We start from the raw sequence: 18,228 nt of genomic DNA on the forward strand, positions 1-18,228 counted from the left end.
AGATCAACTAGCGGTGGGCCGCCATGGCGCTCGCGTAGAGGCACAAACTGGCGGCGGTGGCCAGATTGAGGCTTTCGGCCTTGCCGTAGATCGGCACCCGGATGCCGCGGTCGGCGAGGGCGAGCAGGTCGGCGGAAAGGCCGTGCGCCTCGTTGCCGAGCACCCAGGCGGAGGGGGCGGCGAGGTCGTCGGCGGACTCCAGGCCCGCCTCGGCGTAACCGTCGGCGGCGAACACGCGGAGACCGGCGGCGCGGCAGGCTTCGATGACCTTGGCCACGTCCCGTTCGCGGGCGACCGGGAGGTGGAAGAGGCTGCCGGTGGAGGCGCGCACGCACTTGCCGTTGTGCGGGTCGACCGTGTCACCGGCGAAGATCACCGCGTCCGCGCCGGCGGCGTCGGCGACCCGCAGCACGGTGCCGGCGTTGCCAGGGTCGGCGATGCCCGCGAGGACCGCGACCAGGCGCGGCGAGCCGGACAGCGCGTCGGCGAGCGGGACGTCGACCAGTTCGCAGACGGCGACGAGTCCTTGCGGTGAAACGGTTTCCGATAGCATCTCGGCGGCGCGCTGGGTGATCGAGGAGATCCGCGCACCGCTTTCCGCCGCGCGGGCGACGAGTTCCGGGTGCTTGTCCGCCGCGGCTTCGGTGGCGAACAGCTCGTGCACGGTCCCGTACGCCAGCGCTTCGCGGACGGCCTGCGCGCCTTCGGCGAGGAAGCGGCCCGCTTCGGTGCGCCCGGACCGGGAAGTCAGCCTGCGCGCAGCAACGACCCGGGGGGTCTTGTGGCCCGACAGTGCGGGCAGACCGTCCCCGGGTCGCTGGTTCACGCCGGTGGTGCTCAGGCCGACTTCTTCTCTTCGCCGGTCGTCACGTTCTTCTTGGCCAGCTCGGCCAGTGCCGTGAAGGCGACGGCGTCGTTCACCGCGAGGTCGGCGAGGATCTTGCGGTCGACCTCCACCCCGGCGGCCTTGAGGCCCTGGATGAACCGGTTGTAGGTCACCCCGTTCGCCCGGGCGGCCGCGTTGATGCGGGTGATCCACAGCTGGCGGAAGTCACCCTTGCGGGCCCGGCGGTCCCGGTAGGCGTAGTTCAGGGAGTGAAGCGTCTGCTCCTTGGCCTTGCGGTACAGCCGAGAGCGCTGACCGCGGTAACCACTGGCCAGTTCGAGAGTTGTGCGACGCTTCTTCTTGGCGTTCACCGCCCGCTTGACGCGTGCCACGGGTCCATCCTGTCGATCTCGGGGGGCGGGTTACGCCCCGGGGTGTTCAGAGCAAGTGCGGTCAGCGGCCGAGGAGGCGCTTGACGCGGCTGACGTCGGCCTTGGCGAGCTCGGTGGTGCCTTCGAGGCGCCGGGTCACCTTGCTGGCCTTCTTCTCCATCAGGTGACGGCGGCCGGCCTTCTGGCGGCGGATCTTGCCGGTGCCGGTGACGCGGACTCGCTTGGAGGTCCCGCTGTGGGTCTTGTTCTTGGGCATTTCATCCTCTTTCGTGCGGCAGCACACCGATTTCTCGGTGTGCTGCTGACTGTGCGGGCCCGGGGCCGGTACTAGGAATCCGCCACTTCGGCTTCGGCCTCGGCTTCCTTGGCCTTCGCCTTCGGCGGCTTCACGTTCTTGTGCGGCGCCAGCACCATGATCATGTTGCGGCCGTCCTGCTTGGGCGAGGACTCCACGAAGCCGAGCTCCTGGACGTCGTCGGCCAGCTTCTGCAGCAGGCGGAAACCGAGCTCCGGCCTGGACTGCTCCCGGCCACGGAACATGATCGTGACCTTGACCTTGTTACCAGCGGCGAGGAAGCGGGACACGTGGCCCTTCTTCGTCTCGTAGTCGTGCTGGTCGATCTTCGGGCGCAGCTTCTGCTCTTTGATGACGGTCAGCTGCTGGTTGCGGCGCGACTCACGGGCCTTCTGGGCGCTCTCGTACTTGAACTTGCCGAAGTCCATGAGCTTGGCGACCGGCGGCCGTGCCTGCGGGGCGACCTCGACGAGGTCCAGGTCCGCTTCCTGGGCGAGCCGGAGTGCGTCCTCTATGCGGACGATGCCGACCTGTTCCCCGTTGGGTCCGACCAACCGGACCTCGGGAACGCGGATGCGCTCGTTGATGCGCGTCTCGGAGCTGATGGGGCCTCCTTGGTCCGAGTAATGTTCTGCTTCGCTCGTTCGACCTGGTGCCCACATACCAAAGGCCCCGGCTTCCGCATCTGCATGCGGCCGCGGGGCCCTCATCCGATCGGCCGCCGACACGAGGTCGGCTGCCTTCGCGACGGCCACGCCCGAGCGGGTCGTGCCGTTTCGCGAGACCGGACCCGGCCGCCTGAAAACGGTGACGCGGGTGGGAGCGGGGCTCCACTTGCCGCCCCCGATCACTCAGGGGCTGGTCGCTCGTGGAAGGGTACCAGACGTGTCGTTCAACGCTGGACACCAGCCTCAGAATTCCCCCGCGACGGACGCCGACGGCATCCGCGAGCTCGAAACGATCCCCAGTGTAGAGGTGATCAGCCGGGCCGCCGTGATGCTGATGTCGGCCGGCGCCGAGCGGCTCGGCCTCGCCGACGTGGACCCGGACAACAGCCCCCGCCGCGACCTAGACGAGGCGCGGCGCCTGATCACCGCGCTGGCCGGACTGGTCACCTCGTCGGCGGAGTACCTCGGTGCGCACGCCGGCCCGCTGCGCGACGGACTGCAGTCCTTGCAGAAGGCGTTCCGCGAGGCCTCGGCCGTGCCGGACGCGCCGGGCCAGGGTCCCGGCGAGAAGTACACCGGCCCCGTGCACTGAGCCGGCCTCCCGGCGGACCCTGGCGGTCCCGCTTTCCGACAGCTAACATGTTAGATATGAGTGGGTTGGCACCTGTCCGCCGCGTGCTGCTGCGGGACGAGGCTTATGAACACCTGCGGCGGGCGATCGTCACGGGAGAACTGAAGCCCGGTGAGCAGTTGCGCGAGCACGACCTGGCCGCCGAACTGGGCTTGTCCCGGGCGCCGGTGCGGCAGGCGCTGACCAGGCTCACCGCCGAAGGCCTCGTCGAATCGAAGCCGCAGAGCTTCACCCGTGTCGCGCCACTCGAAAGCGACGACGTGCGTGACGCGCTCCTGTTGACCCGCGCGCTGCACGAGTTCGCCGTGCGTACCGCGCGGCTGACCCCGGAACACCTGGCGCGGATGCGGGCGGCCAACGCGAAGTTCGCCGCCGCCATTGAAGCGCGGGAGGTCGACGCGGCGATCGAGGCGGACGACGAGTTCCACGACGTGCCGGTCGAGGCGTGCGGCAACCGGGCGGTGGCCGAGACGCTCGACCGCTACACCCCGCTGCTCCGCCGCCTCGAACGCGCGCGGTTCTCCAGCCTGCCCGCGCACCGGTCGATCCGGCGGCACGAGCAGTTCATCGAAGCCTGCGCGGCGGGCGACACGGGCGAAGCCGTCCGTATCACCGGCCGGATCTGGGCCGAACTCGGCGACCTGCTGGACGCCGGAAAGGAAAGCTGATGTCCCTCGGCTCGTTCCCCCGCTACCCGTTGCTGTTCGGCCCCTCGCCGGTGCACCGCCTCGACCGGCTCACCGCGCACCTCGGCGGCGCCGAGATCTGGGCCAAGCGCGAGGACGTCAACTCCGGGCTGGCTTACGGCGGCAACAAGACGCGCAAGCTGGAGTACCTGGTCGCCGACGCGCTCGCGACCGGGGCGGACACACTGATCTCGATCGGCGGGGTGCAGTCCAACCACACCAGGCAGGTGGCCGCGGCGGCCGCCCGCACCGGGTTGAAAGCGGTGCTGGTGCAGGAAAACTGGGTGGACTGGGAAGATCCCGGGTACGACCGGGTGGGCAACATCCAGCTCTCCCGGCTGATGGGGGCCGACGTCCGGCTGGTGGACGCCGGTTTCGGCATCGGGTTCAAGGAGAGCTGGGAGCGGGCGGTCGCGGAGATCGAGGCGGGCGGCGGCAAGCCGTACGCGATCCCCGCCGGTGCTTCGGACCACCGGCTCGGCGGGCTCGGGTTCGCGAACTGGATGCTCGAAGTCGAGGCGCAGGAACGGGAACTGGGCGTCCACTTCGACACCATCGTGGTCTGCTCGGTCACCGGGAGCACGCAGGCGGGCATGATCGCGGGCGCCACGCTGGGCGACCGGCCGCGCCGGATCATCGGCATCGACGCCTCGGCGAAACCGGCGGAGACCCGGACGCAGGTCGGCCGGATCGCGAAGGCGACCGCCGAGCTGATCGACGCGCCGCGGGAACCGGACGAGGTGGTGCTGGACGAGCGGTACCACGCCGGGGTCTACGGCGTGCCGGACGAGTCCACTGTGGACGCCATGCGCACGGCGGGCAGGCTGGAGGGCATGATCACCGACCCGGTGTACGAGGGCAAGTCGATGGCGGGCCTGATCGACCTGGTCACCCGCGGCGAAATCCCGCGCTCTTCCACGGTGCTCTACGCCCACCTGGGCGGCCAACCGGCCCTGAACGCCTACAGCGAGGTGCACTAGAGCGCCGCGAAATCGCGCCGATCAACAAAGCGAGACGCGCTCGGCCGCCCAGCGACACGGTGCGCCCCACCCCGCCGACCCGATCAACAGCAATCCCGCCGCCACACCGAAGACGCGGCAGAAAACTCAGTCACCGACTGAGCACCGCGAGACCGCGCCGATCAACAAAGCGAGACGCGCTCGGCCGCCCAGCGACACGGTGCGCCCCACCCCGCCGACCCGATCAACAGCAATCCCGCCGCCACACCGAAGACGCGGCAGAAAACTCAGTCACCGACTGAGCACCGCGAGATCGCGCCGGTCAACGGAGTGGGGCGCGCTGGGCCGCCCAGCGACACGGTGCGCCCCACCCCGCCGACCCGATCAACAGCAATCCCGCCGCCACACCGAAGACGCGGCAGAAAACTCAGTCACCGACTGAGCACCGCGAGATCGCGCCGGTCAACGGAGTGGGGCGCGCTGGGCCGCCCAGCGGCACGGTGTGCCTCACTCCGTTGACCGGATCACAAGCGATCTCGCCGCCACGCCGGAGGCGTGGCAGAAGACTCAGTCGCCGACGACGGCCAGCAGGTCGATTTCGACCAGCAGGCCGGCGGGCAGGCCGACGTAGACGGTGGTGCGCGCCGGGTACGGCTCGCCGATGAGTTCGTTGTAGACCTGGTTGAATTCGGCGAAGTGCCCGGTGTCGGTCAGGTACACCCGCGTCATCACCACGTCGTCCCAGCTCGCCCCGGCCGCCTCCAGCACGGCGGTGAGGTTCTTGAACGTCTGGCGGGTCTGCTCGCCGACCGTGTCCCCGACGATCTTGTTCGTGCCGGGTTCGAAGGCGACCTGGCCGGCCAGCTGCAGGATGTTCCCCTTGCGAACGGCCTGCGCGAAGTTCGCCACCGGCGTCGGGGCGTTCTCCGTGCTGATCGCGACCTTGCCCATGTGCTTCATCCTTCCGTGTTCCTCGCTCCCGTCCATCCACTGTGGATGGACGCCTCCTCCGCGGCCGACACCAGGTCCGGTACCAGCGCGAGCAGTCCTTCGTAGTCCAGCAGCACCTTCGGCACCGACAGGCTGGCCGCGGCCAGCACTTCGCCGCCCGCACCGCGCACCGGCGCGGCGATGCAGTGGATGAAGTCCTCGTGTTCGGCGTTGTCCACCGCGTAGCCGCGGCGCTCGACCTGCGCCAGTTCGGCCAGGTACCCGGCCGCCGAGGAAATCGTATTGGTGGTCAGCCGGACGTAGTCGATCCGGTGAGCCACCTCATGCCGCCGGTCCGGCGTGAACGAGGCGACCAGCACCTTGCCGACCGCGGTGCAGTGCAGCGGCGCGCGTTTGCCGACCCGCGAGTACATCCGGACCGAGTGCCGTCCCTCGTACTTGTCGATGTAGACGACTTCGCCGTCCTCATAGCTGGCCAGGTGCACGGTGTGCCCGGTGCGCGCGTTGAGCGCGGCGAGCGCGGGCTGCGCGGCGCGCCGGACGTCGTAGCCCTCCAGCGCCTGGTTCGCCAGGTCGAACAGCGCGCTGCCGAGCCGGTAGTACCGCGTGCCGTCGCGGCGGACGAAGTGGTGCTGCTCGAGCGTGCGCAGCAGCCGCAGCACGGTCGACTTGTGCACGCCGACCTCTTCGGCGAGCTGGTCCAGCGTCCGGTGTTCCTTGGCCATCCCGGAAAGCAGGGTGAGCGCCCGGTCCAGGCTCTGGCTCATGCGCGTACCACTCCCTCGTCCGTCAGCCGGGTCGCCGCCCAGGCCGCCTCGTCGGCGGCGAGCAGTCCGGCGATCACGTCCGGGGGCAGCGGCGGCCCCACGTCGTCGTGCGTGCGCAGCGTAGAGGCCGCCTGCAGGTGCCCGGACCGCAGCCGGGTCAGCGGGTCTTCCCCGCGCAGGGTCGCGGCGAGGAACCCGGCCGCGAAGGCGTCCCCGGCGCCGACCGGCTCGACCACGTCCACCTTCAGCGCGGGCGCGAACACCGGCTCGCGATCGCCTTCGAGCAGGGTCGCGCCGCGGGCGCCGTGCTTGATCACCAGCGTTTCGGGCTCCGGCAAGCGTTTGCGCAGCACACCGGGATCGCCGCTCCCCCAGACGATCTCGGCTTCGTCGTCACCGGCGAGCACGATGTCGGCCTGGCGGGCGAGCGCGGTCAGTTCGGCGGCGTGGTCGCGCCCGGTCCACAGCACCGGCCGGAAGTTCAGGTCGAACGAAACGCGCGTGCCCGTTCTCGGCCAGGCGAGCACCTCGCGCACGAGTTCGGCGCAGGAGGCCGACAGCGCCGAGGTGATCCCGCTCAGGTGGATCACGTCGACGGCACCGAGGTCGAGGCGCCGCAGCAGTTCCGGGCCCATCGCCGAAGCCGCCGAGCCGGTCCGGTAGTAGCGCACCGGGCTGCCACCCGAGCCGCTTTCCTTGACGTACAGCCCGGTCGGCCGCGCGGGATCGACGACGGCGTCGCTCACGTCCACCCCGGCCGCGCCGATCTCGTCGAGCAGCGCGCGCCCGAACGGATCTTCGCCGACGGCGCTGACCCAGCGGCTGCGCAGGCCCAGTGCGGCGAGGTGGCAGGCCACATTGGACTCCGCGCCGCCGACCGTGCGCTGCCAGGTCCGCACCCGGTGCGGTGGCCCGGCCTCACCGGGGACAAAGAGCGCCATCGACTCGCCGATGCAGAGCACTTCCGGCAGGTTGGACAAACCCGACTCCCCGCGTTTTCTCGCCGTTGACCAGTCGCGACCCGGATGCTACACCTATGCCACGCAATATGCGCAACGCCCGTTGCAACATATGCAACGCTTGGAGGCTGGCTGGTGAGCTGCGTGATCAACGAAGCGGCACTCGAGAGCGCCCGCAACGAAACCATCGACTGGCGGTTCAAGTCGATCCCGGCCGGGCTGTCCGGCCGCCGGATCGGCGAGGCCGCGGCGGCCAAGCCGGACCTGTTCACCGGTGGCTTCCTCGGCCCGGTCGTGGTGCTCGAAGAGGACGCGCTCGCGCACAACCTCCGCGCCATGGCGGACTGGTGCGCGAAGCACGGTGTCGAACTGGCGCCCCACGGCAAGACCACGATGGCGCCCGCGTTGTTCGCCCGCCAGATCGAGCACGGCGCCTGGGGCATCACCACCGCGAACGCCAGCCAGCTGCGGATCTACCGCGCCTTCGGCCTCTCCCGGATCCTGCTGGCCAACCAGCTGGTGGACCCGGCCGCGCTGGCCTGGCTCTCCGCCGAACTGGACGCCGACCCGTCGTTCGAGTTCACCTGCTGGGCCGATTCGACCGACGGCGTGGCGCGGATGAGCGCGGCGCTGACCGGGACGCGACCGGTGGACGTGCTGGTGGAGCTGGGCGCGGACGGCGGCCGCACCGGCGCCCGTGACCGCGCCACCGCGATCGCCGTCGCCGAAGCCGTGCACGCCAGCCCGGCGCTGCGGCTGGCCGGGGTCGGCGGTTACGAGGGCGCCCTCGCGCACGACGCGAGCGAAGCCGCCCAAGCCCGGATCAAGTCCTATGTGGACGACCTGCGTGAGCTGGCGGTCGACCTGCACGGGCGCGGGCTGTTCGCCGACGTCGACGAGATCATCGTGACCGCCGGGGGCAGCGCCTACTTCGACCAGGTCGCCGAGGGCATCACCACCGGCTGGCCGGACGGGCTGACCATCCGCCCGGTGCTGCGCAGCGGCGCCTACCTGACCCACGACGACGGCTTCTACCGCGGGATCTCCCCGCTGGGCGAGCACCCGCGCACCACCGGCGAGCCGTTCCGGTCCGCGTTGCGTGCCTGGGCCCAGGTGACCTCGAAGCCGTCCGACGAACTCGCGTTGCTCACGCTCGGCAAGCGCGACGCCTCCTTCGACGAAGGACTGCCCGAACCGCAGTTGCGCCGCGGGCCGGACGATCGGGTGGAGCCGCTGTCCGGGCACACCCTCACCGCGATGAACGACCAGCACGCCTTCCTCGCCCTGCCGCCCGGGTCTCCCGTCGCGGTCGGCGACTGGATCGGGCTCGGGTTGTCGCACCCCTGCACGGTGTTCGACAAGTGGCCGCTCATCCCCGTGGTGGACGCCGACGGCCGGACGGTCGTCGACTTCGTCCGCACCTACTTCTAGGGGCTGGTTATGGACCTCGTGATCTCCGGCGCGCGGATCGCCGACGGCACCGGCGCGCCGATCGAGACCGGTGACGTCGGCATCGACGGCGGCCGCATCGCCGCGATCGGCGCGCCCGGTTCGCTCAGCGGGCGCAAGACACTCGACGCCGGCGGGCTGGTGCTGGCCCCCGGTTTCATCGACATGCACTCCCACTCGGACATCCAAGTGCTGGCGCAGCCGGACCACCTGGCGAAGGTGTCCCAGGGCGTGACCACCGAGGTCCTCGGCCAGGACGGGCTGTCCTACGCCCCCGTCGACGACTCGACGCTGGCCGCGCTGCGGGCCCAGCTCGCCGGCTGGAACGACGACCCGCCCGGCTTCGACTGGAACTGGCGCTCGGTCGGCGAGTACCTCGACCGGCTCGACCAGGGCATCGCGGTGAACGCGGCGTACCTCATCCCGCAGGGTTCGGTGCGCATGCTGGCCGTCGGCTTCGACGACCGGCCCGCCACCGAGGCCGAGCTGAACCGGATGCGCGAACTGCTGGTCACCGGGCTGGCCGAAGGCGCGGTCGGCATGTCCTCCGGGCTCACTTACACCCCGGGCATGTACGCGAGCACCGAAGAACTCGTGGACCTGTGTGCCGTGGTCGGCGCGCACGGCGGGTTCTACAGCCCGCACCACCGCAGCTACGGCGCCGGGGCGCTGGAGGCGTTCGCGGAGATGGTCGACGTGTCGCGGCGCTCGGGCTGCCCGCTGCACCTCGCGCACGCGACGATGAACTTCTCGGTGAACAAGGGCCGCGCGCCGGAACTGCTGCGGCTGCTCGACGACGCGCTCGCCGAGGGCTGCGACATCTCCCTCGACACCTATCCGTACCTGCCCGGCGCCACCTACCTCTCCGCGTTGCTGCCGAGCTGGTCGGCCGAGGGCGGGCTGGAAGCGACGCTGAACCGGCTGGCCGATCCGGACACCCGCGAGCGGATCCGTGTCGAGATCGAGGAAACCGGTTCGGACGGTGCGCACGGCGTGCCGATCGACTGGGAGGCCATCGAGATCAACGGCGTGCGGAACCCGGACAACGCGCACCTGGTCGGGCACAGCGTGGCCGAGTCCGCGCGGCGTGCCGGGCGCCCGATCTCCGAGCTGTACTTCGACGTGCTGATCTCCGAGCGCCTCGGCACCTCGTGCCTGATGCACGTCGGGCACGAGGAGAACGTGCAGGCGATCATGCGGCACGTCACGCACACCGGCGGCAGCGACGGCCTGCTCGTCGGCGCCCGCCCGCACCCGCGGGCTTGGGGGACCTTCCCCCGCTACCTGGCCAGGTACGTCCGCGAACTGGGCGTGCTGGACCTCGCCGACTGCGTCGCGCACCTCACCGGGCGCGCGGCGAAGCGCCTGCGCCTGGCCGATCGCGGTCTCGTGCGCACGGGGTACGCGGCGGACCTGGTGCTGTTCGACCCGGACGCGGTCGCCGACACCGCCACCTTCGACGAACCCCGGCAGCAGGCCGGCGGCATCCCGTACGTCTTCGTCAACGGGGTCGCCGCGATCGACGGCGGGCGGGCCACCGGCGCGCTCGCCGGGCACTCACTACGCAAGCGAGAAAGCACGACCACATGACCGGATTCATCGACTGGCTGCAGCACTCCACAGCCGGTCTGCTCACCCTCGCCGCGCTTTCCATCGCGGTGCTGCTGCTGGCGATCATCAAGCTCAAGCTCGAGCCGTTCATCGCGCTGATCGTGGTGGGCCTGCTCACCGCGCTCGCCGCGGGCGTACCGGTGGGCACGCTGGTCGGCTCCGCGCAGAAGGCTTCGGACTCCCTGCTGGAAAAGGGGTTCGGCGGCATCCTCGGGCACATCGCGGCGATCATCGGGCTCGGTACCCTGCTCGGCGCGATCCTGGAGAAGTCCGGCGGCGCGCGGGTGCTGACCACCACGCTGCTGCGGGCCTTCGGCGAGAAGCGCGCGCCGCTGGCGATGGGCGTGGCCGGGTTGATCTTCGGCATCCCGGTGTTCTTCGACATCGGCATCTTCGTGCTGGCGCCGCTGGTGTACGTGGCCGCCAAGCAGGGCGGCAAGTCGATCATCCTGTACTGCATGCCGCTGCTCGCCGGGCTTTCGGTGACGCACGCCTTCCTGCCGCCGCACCCCGGTCCGGTGGCCGCGGCGGGCCTGCTGGGCGTGGACCTCGGCTGGGTCATCCTGATGGGCGCGATCTGCGGGCTGCCTGCCTGGTTCATCGGCGGCGTGCTGTATTCGTCGTGGATCGGCAAGAAGATCGTGCTGCCGGTGCCCGAGGAGATGCTCGTCGAGAACGGTGACGACGAGCAGGAGAACCCGCCTTCGCTGAAGCTGGTCGCGTTCATCATCGCGGTGCCGCTGGTGCTGATCCTGGTCGGCACGTTCGGCAGCATCTGGCTGCCCAAGGACGCCACGACGCTGTCCGGCATCGCCGCGTTCATCGGCACGCCCGCGGTGGCGCTGACCATCGCGGTGCTGCTGGCTTCGTGGCTGCTCGGCACCCGGCGCGGCATGACCGGCAAGCAGCTGAGCGAGCTGTCCGCCACCGCGCTGCGGCCGGTGGCGATGATCCTGCTGGTCGTCGGCGCCGGTGCGTTCTTCGGCGCGGTCCTTTCGGCGACCGGCATCGGCAAGGCCGTGGCCGGTTCGCTGGACGACGCCGGGCTGCCGGTGATCCTGGCCGCGTACGTGATCAGCTGCGGCATGCGGATCGCGCAGGGCTCGGCGACCGTGGCCATCGTGACCACCAGCGGCATCATCGCGCCGACGGTCACCGAGCTGGGTTACTCGCAGGTGCAGCTGGCGCTGCTGGTGGTGGCCATCGCCGCCGGGTCGATCATCGCCTCGCACGTCAACGACGGCGGGTTCTGGATCGTCTCGCGGTACTTCGGCATCTCGGTGGCCGACACCCTGAAAACGTGGACAGTGCTGGAAACCGTGCTCTCGGTCGCCGGTTTCGCCGTAGCCGCACTGATCATGGCGTTCGTCTGAGCAGTACCCCGTGAAGCCGCCACAACACGATTCACCACAACTGAAGGAGTGGATGGATGGCAGGGTTCGATCGCCGGAGATTTCTGGGGGCCGTCGGTGCGGCGGGCGCGGTCGGCATGACCGGTGTGTTCACCGGGCGGGCCGCGGCGAGCACGGAAAGGGCGGGTTGCGTGGTCTACCTGGGCAGTTACACCACCTGGGGTGAGCCCCCCGGCGTCGGCCTCCAGGTGGCCACCCGCGGCAGCGGCCCGGCGCTGACGCTGGGCGCGACCGTGCCCGGCGTGGACGACGCGTCGTGGCTGGCGGTGGCCAGGGACAAGCTGTACTCGACCAACGAGCTGGTGCCGGACGGCCGGGTGACCACGCTGAGCGCGGGCAACCCGCCGAAGGTGCTCGGCACCCAGCCGGTCAAGGGCGCCGGGACCACGCACCTGTCGGTGCACCCCGGCGGGCGGTACGTGCTGGCCGCGAACTACACCGACGGCACGGTGTCCGTGCTGCCGATCCGGAGCGGCGGCACGCTCGGCGCGCCGACCGACGTGGTCAAGCACGTCGGCGCGGAGCGGGAGGCCCACGCCCACCAGGTGGTGACCGATCCCAGCGGCCGCTGGGTGGTCGCGGTCGACCTGGGCGCGGACTCGGTCTACGTGTACAAGCTGGACCAGGGCACCGGGAAGCTCACGCAGCACCAGCAGCTCAAGCTGCCCTCGGGGGCCGGGCCGCGGCACCTGGTGTTCCACCCGAACGGCCGGTACGCCTACATCCTCGGCGAGCTGCGCGCGGAGATCACCGTCGCCGCGTGGGACTCGAACGCCGGCAAGCTCACCGCCGGTGCCGTGGTGCCGACCGTCCCGCCGACCGCTCCGGTGCCCCAGTACCCGGCGGAGATCGCCATCTCGAAGGACGGCCGGTTCGTCTACGCCTCGAACCGCGGTGAGGACACCATCGCCACCTTCGGCGTCGGCGCGGCGGGTGCGCAGCTCAAGCGGATCGGCGAGAACGTCAAGACCGGTGGCGCCTGGCCGCGGCACTTCACCCTGGACCCGAGCGAGAAGTGGGTCTACGTGGCGAACCAGCGGTCGAACACGGTGACCTGGCTGCCGCGCGACCCGGCGACCGGCCTGCTGGGCAAACCGGCGGGCTCGCTGACGGTGAACCACGTCGCCTTCGTGCTCTTCCGGTAACTGAACGCTATGAGTGGGGCATTACTTGCGTTCAATGCAAGTAATGCCCCACTCATAGCATTGGCGGGGTGGTCTAGACCCTTGTGTGGGGTGCGGCACCCACCTACGATTCGTTGCTAATAGCGAAACGCCCATTGCGAATAGTGCAACGGAGTGCTTGATGAACAGAAGACTCAGCCGCGTGTTCGCGGCGGTGGCGCTGGCCGCGGGGCTCACCGCCTCCGCGTGCGCGCCCACCCAGTCCGGCGGCCCGAGCCAGGGCGGGGACGAGCAGACCGGCCCGCTGCGGGTGTGGTTGTTCGACGAAGCCAAGCGCCAGCCCAAGGAAGCCGTGGTGAACGAGGCGATCGCCGAGTTCGAAGCCGCGCACCCCGGCGTGGACGTCGAGGTGCAGTGGGTCGCGGTCGAGGGCCGCGCCGACAAGTTCTCCGGTGCCTTCAACGACCCGAACAACGCGCCCGACGTCGCCGAGTTCGGCAACACCGACGCGGCGAGCTACGCCGAGACCGGTGCCTTCGCCGACCTGACCGCCGACGTCCAGGGCTGGTCCGAGGGCGCCGACCTGCTGCCGACCGTGCTCGACACGGCCAAAGTGGACGGCAAGGTCTACGGCCTGCCGTGGTTCACCGGCATCCGCGCGCTGTACTACCGGACCGACGTGTTCACCGAGCTCGGCCTGCAGCCGCCGAAGTCGATCGCGGAGCTGACCGAGACCGCGCGCAAGATCCGCCAGGCGAAGCCGGACCTCTACGGCATCTCCGTCGGCGGCCAGTACACCTACGCGATGCTGCCGTTCCTGTGGGCCAGCGGCGGCGAGATCGCCCGCCAGGACGGCGAGCGCTGGTCGGCCTCGCTCACCTCGGGTGAGGCGAAGGCGGGCATCTCCGCCTACGCCGACCTGATCAAGCCGGACATCTGCCCGCCGGAGCAGTGCGCCAACCTGACCGGGACGCAGAGCGTGCAGGCGTTCTCCGGTGGCAAGGCGGGCATGACCGTCGGCGGTGACTTCAACCGCAAGGCCGTCGAAGAAGGCATGAAGGACAAGTACGCGGTGGTGCCGCTGCCGGGCAAGGACCCGGGCTCGATCGCCCCGGCCTTCGCCGGGGGCAACCTGCTCGGCGTGTTCGGCGCGACCAAGCGCAAGACCCTGGCCGTGCAGTTCACCCAGCTGCTGGGCAGCGCCAAGTACCAGTCCAAGATGTACACCGCGATGGGGAACCTGCCCACGCTCGGCAGCGTGCAGCAGCAGCTGGCCGCCACCGACCCGTTCCTCAAGCCGTTCGCGGACACGCTGACCGCGGGCACCAAGTTCGTGCCCGCCACCCCGGCCTGGTCGAAGATCGACGCCCAGAAGATCCTGCCCACCGCGGTGCAGCAGATCGTCACCGGGGAGCAGAACATCGACGGCGCGCTGGCCGGGGCGAGCGAGCGCATGAACAACGCGTTCGGTTCTTAGGAGCCCGATGGCCACGCAGATCCTCCCGGTCGCGAAACCGCCGCGCGGTGGTGCCGCTCGCCCGTCCCGCAAGCGCGGCGACGGGCGGGCGGCAGCGATCTACCTGCTGCCCGCGGCGATCCTGCTGCTCGCGATCCTGGCGTACCCGATCTACCAGCTGGTGCTGATCTCCTTCTACGACTACGGCCAGGCCCAGGCGGCAGGCCGCGCGCCGCTGGAGTTCATCGGGTTCGACAACTACGCGAAGCTGCTGGGGCAAGCGCAGTTCTGGACGGTGCTGGCGAAGACCGTCGGGTTCGCCGGGGTCTGCGTGGTCGGCAGCCTGCTGGTCGGCACCACGCTCGCGGTGCTGGCCGGCCGGGTGCGCGCGCTGCCGCGCATGCTGCTGTTCATCGCCGCGCTCGGGGCGTGGGCGACCCCCGCGCTGGCCGGGTCCTACATCTGGCTGTTCCTCTTCGACACCGACTTCGGCCTGGTCAACGAGGTGCTCTCCGGCCTGGGCTTCGAATCCATGGCGCGGCACTCGTGGACCTTCGACACCTACAGCGCGTTCGGGCTGGTCGCCGCCGAGGTGATCTGGTGCTCGTTCCCGTTCGTGATGATCACCATGTACGCCGGGATCAAGGCGATCCCGGAGGAGGTGCTCGAAGCGGCCACTTTGGACGGTGCTTCGTGGACGAAGATCGCCACCTCGGTAATGCTGCCGATCCTGCGGCCGGTGCTGATGATCGCCACCATCCAGTCGATCATCTGGGACTTCAAGGTGTTCACCCAGATCTACGTGATGACCAACGGCGGCGGGCTGGCCGGGCGGAACCTGGTGCTCAACGTCTACGCCTACCAGGAGGCGTTCGCCGGGGCCGACTACGGCCTCGGCGCGGCCATCGGCGTGGTGATGACGGTGCTGCTGCTGTCGATCACCACGCTCTACGTCCGTTCGCAGAAACGGGAAGCGGGGCTGTTATGACGGCGACGGCGACCGCGCCGCCGGTGGTGCGGACCGAAACCCGGACGCCGAGGCGGCGGCGGCGCGCCCAGCGGCCGGGCAGGCTGATCGCGGAGATCATCACCGTGGTGGTGGCCGGGATCGTGGCCTTCCCGCTGTACTGGATGGTGCTCTCGGCGCTCAAGCCCGCCGGGGAGATCCAGTCGGCGAACCCGCGGCCGTGGACCTTCTCCCCCAGCTTCGACAGCTTCGAGCGGGTGCTGGGTTCGGCCGGACTGGGCCGCTACTTCGTCAACAGCGTGATCGTCGCGGTGGTGGTGGTCGCGCTGTCCATGCTGCTGTCCTTCCTGGCCGCGGTGGCGCTGACCCGGTTCCACTTCAAGGGCCGCACGGTGCTGCTGGTGATGTTGCTGGTGGCGCAGATGGTGCCGATCGAGGCGCTGACCATCCCGCTGTTCTTCCTGATGCGCTCGGTCGGGGACGTGGCGCCCGCGTTCGGGCTGAACGAACTGGGGTCGCTGGTGCTGGTGCACCTGGCCTTCACCCTGCCGTTCGCGATCTGGATGCTGCGCGGGTTCGTCGCCGCGGTGCCCGCCGAACTGGAGGAAGCCGCCACCGTGGACGGCGCCAGCCGGTTCCGGTTCACCTGGCAGATCCTGTTCCCGCTGGTGGCGCCCGGCCTGGTGGCGACCAGCGTGCTCTCGTTCATCCACGCCTGGAACGACTTCCTGTTCGCCAAGACCTTCATCATCTCCGACACCAGCAACCAGACGCTGCCGCTGGGCATCCTGGTGTTCTTCAAACCCGAAGAGAACGACTGGGGCGCGATCATGGCCGGGTCCACGCTGATGACCATCCCGGTGCTGGTGTTCTTCCTGCTGGTGCAGCGGAAACTGGTCTCCGGCATGGCGGGGGCGGTGAAGGGGTGACCGGCTTCGACGGACTGCTCCCCCGCCCGGTCTCGGTCACCCTGGCACCCGGGGTGTCCACTGTGGATACCGTGACGCACCGGGACGACGCCGGGCTGCCCGCCGAGGGGTACCGGCTGGAGATCACCCCGGACGCGATCACGTTGACCGCTTCCGCCGCGGCGGGCCGGTTCTACGGCATGGAGACGCTGCGGCAGTTGCGTGGGCCGTCCGCGTTCCGGGCCGCCGGTTCCGCGCCGGGCGAGGTGCCGTGCGGCGTGGTGGTCGACCACCCGCGGTTTTCCTGGCGCGGGTGCCTGCTCGACGTGGCACGCAACTTCCGCACCAAGGCCGAGGTGCTGCGGTTCGTCGACCTGCTCGCCGCGCACAAGCTCAACGTGCTGCACTTCCACCTGACCGACGACCAGGGCTGGCGGGTGGAGATCCCCGGGTTCCCGCGGCTGACCTCGGTCGGCGCCTGGCGCCACGAGTCGATGGTCGGCAGGCACGACGGGCCGGAGCGCGACGGCCGCCCGCACGGCGGCTTCTACACCGTCGAAGACCTGCGTGAGATCGTCGCCTACGCGGCCGAGCGGCACATCACCGTGGTGCCGGAGATCGACGTGCCGGGCCACTCGCAGGCGGCCATCGCCGCGTACCCGGAACTGGGCGGCGGCGAGCCGGTCGAGGTGTGGACCTCGTGGGGGATCAACCCGCGCCTGCTGGACCCCACCGAGTCCACTGCGGACTTCTACCGGCGGGTGTTCGACGCGGTGCTGGACATCTTCCCCAGCGAGGTGATCGCGATCGGCGGGGACGAGGTGCCCGGAGCGACCGAGCGGCACGCGTGGTTCGTCGACCGGATGATCGAGCACCTCGAAGCCCGCGGGCGGCGCGCGCTGGGCTGGGACGAGATCCTCGACGGCAAGCCGGCGACCTCGGCGATCATCGGTTCCTGGCGTGGCGAGGAAGCCGGGGTGCTCGCGGCGGCTCAGGGCCACGACGTGGTGATGTGCCCGGAACAGCACGTCTACCTGGACCACCGCCAGTCGGACCATCCGGACGAGCCGATCCCGGTCGGTTACCTGCGCACGCTCGCGGACGTCTACGCCTACGAGCCGTATCCAGCCGAAATGCCCGAGGACGCGCGTCCGCGGGTGCTCGGGGCGCAGGCCCAGGTGTGGACCGAGCACCTCGATTCGGTGCGGCGCGTGGACTACGCGGCGTTCCCGCGGCTGTGCGCGTTCTCGGAGGTCGTGTGGTCCACCGGCCCGCGTGACTTCGACGAGTTCTCCGCGCGGTTGACGGAATCCCACTTGCCGCGACTGGACGCGCTCGGCGTCGAGTACCGCCCGCTCGCCGGGCCGCACCCGTGGCAGACCCGCCCCGGCGTCCCGGGCCGGCCCCGCTAGGTCAGCGACCCAGGCGGTTCTCGAGGCCGTCGAGCATACGTTCCAGGCCGTACTCGAAGCTGTCTTCCCGCGCCTCGCCGGGATCTTCGTGCGTGGTGGTCTCGCTGAACAGCTTCTTCAGGCGTGGATAGGGTTCCGCCGCCGCTTCCACGGTCGGCCGCAGGTATTCGCCCCACTCCTGCTCGCTCTTCCCGCTGCGCGCGAGCATGGTCAGCCACGCCGCCTCGGTGATCCCCATGCCGATCACGTAGGAGACCATCGCGCCCAGCGCGCGGTCCGCCTCGGCCAGGGTGAACCCGGCCGATTCGAAGATGCCGAGCATGCCGTCGTTCAACCGCATCACGTTCGGCCCCAGGTAGGACAGCCCGACCTGGCCGAGCGCCGAGGCGATCCACGGGTGGCGCACGATCATCGACCGGATGCTCTGCGCGCAGCCCCGCGCGACCGCGCGCCATTCACCACCGGCAGGCACCTCGATCTCGCCGTAGACCTCGTCCACGACCAGCTCGATCAGCTCGTCCTTGTTCGCCACGTGCCGGTAGAGCGAGGTCGCCCCGGCACCGAGCCGGGTGCCGAGCGTGCGCATGCTCAGCGCCTCCAGCCCGTCGGCGTCGAGCAACCGGACCGCCTCGGCGACGATCTGCTCCCGGCTCAGGGCCGGCTGCTCCCGGCCGCGACGCGGCCGCGTCCACACCGAGGGGATCGCCTGCTTGTCACCTGCCATGCCGTCAGCCTAGCGCACAGTGTGCGCATGG

General features: G+C 70.2%; 19 protein-coding genes. 11 read left to right on the forward strand and 8 right to left on the reverse strand.

The features are described from left to right. Nucleotides 1-7: 7 nt before the first annotated feature. The 4 genes from L3Q67_RS41050 to infC all read right to left on the reverse strand — a co-directional run bounded on the left by L3Q67_RS41050 (nucleotide 8) and on the right by infC (nucleotide 2,175). On the reverse strand, nucleotides 8-826 hold the full coding sequence (locus L3Q67_RS41050) for a TrmH family RNA methyltransferase (protein ID WP_499186792.1): 819 nt from the start codon (nucleotides 824-826) through the stop codon (nucleotides 8-10). Between the two features lie 11 nt (nucleotides 827-837). Further along, on the reverse strand, nucleotides 838-1,218 hold the full coding sequence (gene rplT, locus L3Q67_RS41055; protein WP_499186793.1) for a 50S ribosomal protein L20: 381 nt from the start codon (nucleotides 1,216-1,218) through the stop codon (nucleotides 838-840). Nucleotides 1,219-1,279: 61 nt separating this feature from the next. Then, on the reverse strand, nucleotides 1,280-1,474 hold the full coding sequence (gene rpmI / locus L3Q67_RS41060) for a 50S ribosomal protein L35 (RefSeq protein WP_113692815.1): 195 nt from the start codon (nucleotides 1,472-1,474) through the stop codon (nucleotides 1,280-1,282). Nucleotides 1,475-1,545: 71 nt separating this feature from the next. Then, entirely contained in the window at nucleotides 1,546-2,175 is a 630-nt protein-coding gene (infC, locus tag L3Q67_RS41065) for a translation initiation factor IF-3 (RefSeq protein WP_499191766.1), read from the reverse strand. 223 nt (nucleotides 2,176-2,398) lie between these two features. Here infC and L3Q67_RS41070 point away from each other — a divergent pair, with 223 nt between their 5' ends. From L3Q67_RS41070 to L3Q67_RS41080, 3 genes are read left to right on the forward strand one after another with little or no spacing between them, the layout of a single operon-like run. Continuing rightward, the gene (locus L3Q67_RS41070; protein WP_209665677.1) at nucleotides 2,399-2,773 is read left to right on the forward strand and encodes a DUF1844 domain-containing protein; all 375 of its coding nucleotides are present in this window, start codon (nucleotides 2,399-2,401) and stop codon (nucleotides 2,771-2,773) included. A 56-nt stretch (nucleotides 2,774-2,829) separates the two neighbouring features. Further along, entirely contained in the window at nucleotides 2,830-3,480 is a 651-nt protein-coding gene (locus tag L3Q67_RS41075) for a GntR family transcriptional regulator (protein WP_499186794.1), read from the forward strand. Continuing rightward, a complete protein-coding gene (locus L3Q67_RS41080) occupies nucleotides 3,480-4,478 on the forward strand; it encodes an aminocyclopropane-1-carboxylate deaminase (protein ID WP_499186795.1) in 999 nt (332 codons plus the stop codon). The genes L3Q67_RS41075 and L3Q67_RS41080 overlap by 1 nt, the downstream gene beginning before the upstream one ends. A gap of 546 nt (nucleotides 4,479-5,024) precedes the next feature. Here the strand turns inward: L3Q67_RS41080 and L3Q67_RS41085 are convergent. The 3 genes from L3Q67_RS41085 to L3Q67_RS41095 are packed head-to-tail and all read right to left on the reverse strand — an operon-like array spanning nucleotide 5,025 to nucleotide 7,116. After that, a complete protein-coding gene (locus L3Q67_RS41085) occupies nucleotides 5,025-5,408 on the reverse strand; it encodes a RidA family protein (RefSeq protein ID WP_499186796.1) in 384 nt (127 codons plus the stop codon). Between the two features lie 5 nt (nucleotides 5,409-5,413). After that, the gene (locus L3Q67_RS41090) at nucleotides 5,414-6,175 is read right to left on the reverse strand and encodes an IclR family transcriptional regulator (protein WP_209665673.1); all 762 of its coding nucleotides are present in this window, start codon (nucleotides 6,173-6,175) and stop codon (nucleotides 5,414-5,416) included. Beyond that, entirely contained in the window at nucleotides 6,172-7,116 is a 945-nt protein-coding gene (locus tag L3Q67_RS41095) for a sugar kinase (RefSeq protein WP_499191767.1), read from the reverse strand. Before L3Q67_RS41095 ends, L3Q67_RS41090 begins: the two co-directional genes overlap by 4 nt. A gap of 150 nt (nucleotides 7,117-7,266) precedes the next feature. Between L3Q67_RS41095 and L3Q67_RS41100 the strand changes: the two genes are divergently transcribed. The 8 genes from L3Q67_RS41100 (at nucleotide 7,267) to L3Q67_RS41135 (ending at nucleotide 17,473) form a co-directional block, all read left to right on the forward strand. Continuing rightward, nucleotides 7,267-8,565: an amino acid deaminase gene (locus L3Q67_RS41100; RefSeq protein WP_499191768.1), complete on the forward strand. Its 1,299-nt coding sequence runs from the start codon at nucleotides 7,267-7,269 to the stop codon at nucleotides 8,563-8,565. Nucleotides 8,566-8,574: 9 nt separating this feature from the next. Then, nucleotides 8,575-10,173, forward strand: a complete 1,599-nt coding sequence (locus L3Q67_RS41105; protein ID WP_499186797.1) for an N-acyl-D-amino-acid deacylase family protein — start codon at nucleotides 8,575-8,577, stop codon at nucleotides 10,171-10,173. After that, complete coding sequence (locus L3Q67_RS41110; RefSeq protein ID WP_209665670.1) at nucleotides 10,170-11,567, forward strand: GntP family permease; 1,398 nt, start codon at nucleotides 10,170-10,172, stop codon at nucleotides 11,565-11,567. Before L3Q67_RS41105 ends, L3Q67_RS41110 begins: the two co-directional genes overlap by 4 nt. Before the next feature lie 56 nt (nucleotides 11,568-11,623). Then, the gene (locus tag L3Q67_RS41115; protein ID WP_499186798.1) at nucleotides 11,624-12,751 is read left to right on the forward strand and encodes a lactonase family protein; all 1,128 of its coding nucleotides are present in this window, start codon (nucleotides 11,624-11,626) and stop codon (nucleotides 12,749-12,751) included. A gap of 160 nt (nucleotides 12,752-12,911) precedes the next feature. Continuing rightward, complete coding sequence (locus L3Q67_RS41120; RefSeq protein ID WP_499186799.1) at nucleotides 12,912-14,207, forward strand: type 2 periplasmic-binding domain-containing protein; 1,296 nt, start codon at nucleotides 12,912-12,914, stop codon at nucleotides 14,205-14,207. Between the two features lie 7 nt (nucleotides 14,208-14,214). Beyond that, entirely contained in the window at nucleotides 14,215-15,174 is a 960-nt protein-coding gene (locus L3Q67_RS41125) for a carbohydrate ABC transporter permease (protein ID WP_499186800.1), read from the forward strand. Next, complete coding sequence (locus tag L3Q67_RS41130) at nucleotides 15,171-16,082, forward strand: carbohydrate ABC transporter permease (protein ID WP_499186801.1); 912 nt, start codon at nucleotides 15,171-15,173, stop codon at nucleotides 16,080-16,082. Before L3Q67_RS41125 ends, L3Q67_RS41130 begins: the two co-directional genes overlap by 4 nt. Continuing rightward, nucleotides 16,079-17,473 carry a beta-N-acetylhexosaminidase gene (locus tag L3Q67_RS41135; protein ID WP_499186802.1) on the forward strand — a complete coding sequence of 465 codons (1,395 nt, stop codon included), beginning with the start codon at nucleotides 16,079-16,081 and terminating at the stop codon, nucleotides 17,471-17,473. Before L3Q67_RS41130 ends, L3Q67_RS41135 begins: the two co-directional genes overlap by 4 nt. 1 nt (nucleotide 17,474) lies before the next feature. Here the strand turns inward: L3Q67_RS41135 and L3Q67_RS41140 are convergent, their stop codons facing one another. Then, nucleotides 17,475-18,197, reverse strand: coding sequence for a TetR/AcrR family transcriptional regulator (locus L3Q67_RS41140; RefSeq protein WP_499186803.1), 723 nt, complete (start codon nucleotides 18,195-18,197; stop codon nucleotides 17,475-17,477). Between the last annotated feature and the right edge of the window lie 31 nt (nucleotides 18,198-18,228).

It is taken from the genome of Saccharothrix sp. AJ9571 (genome assembly GCF_021725495.1).
In the GTDB taxonomy this organism is placed as follows: domain Bacteria; phylum Actinomycetota; class Actinomycetes; order Mycobacteriales; family Pseudonocardiaceae; genus Amycolatopsis; species Amycolatopsis magusensis.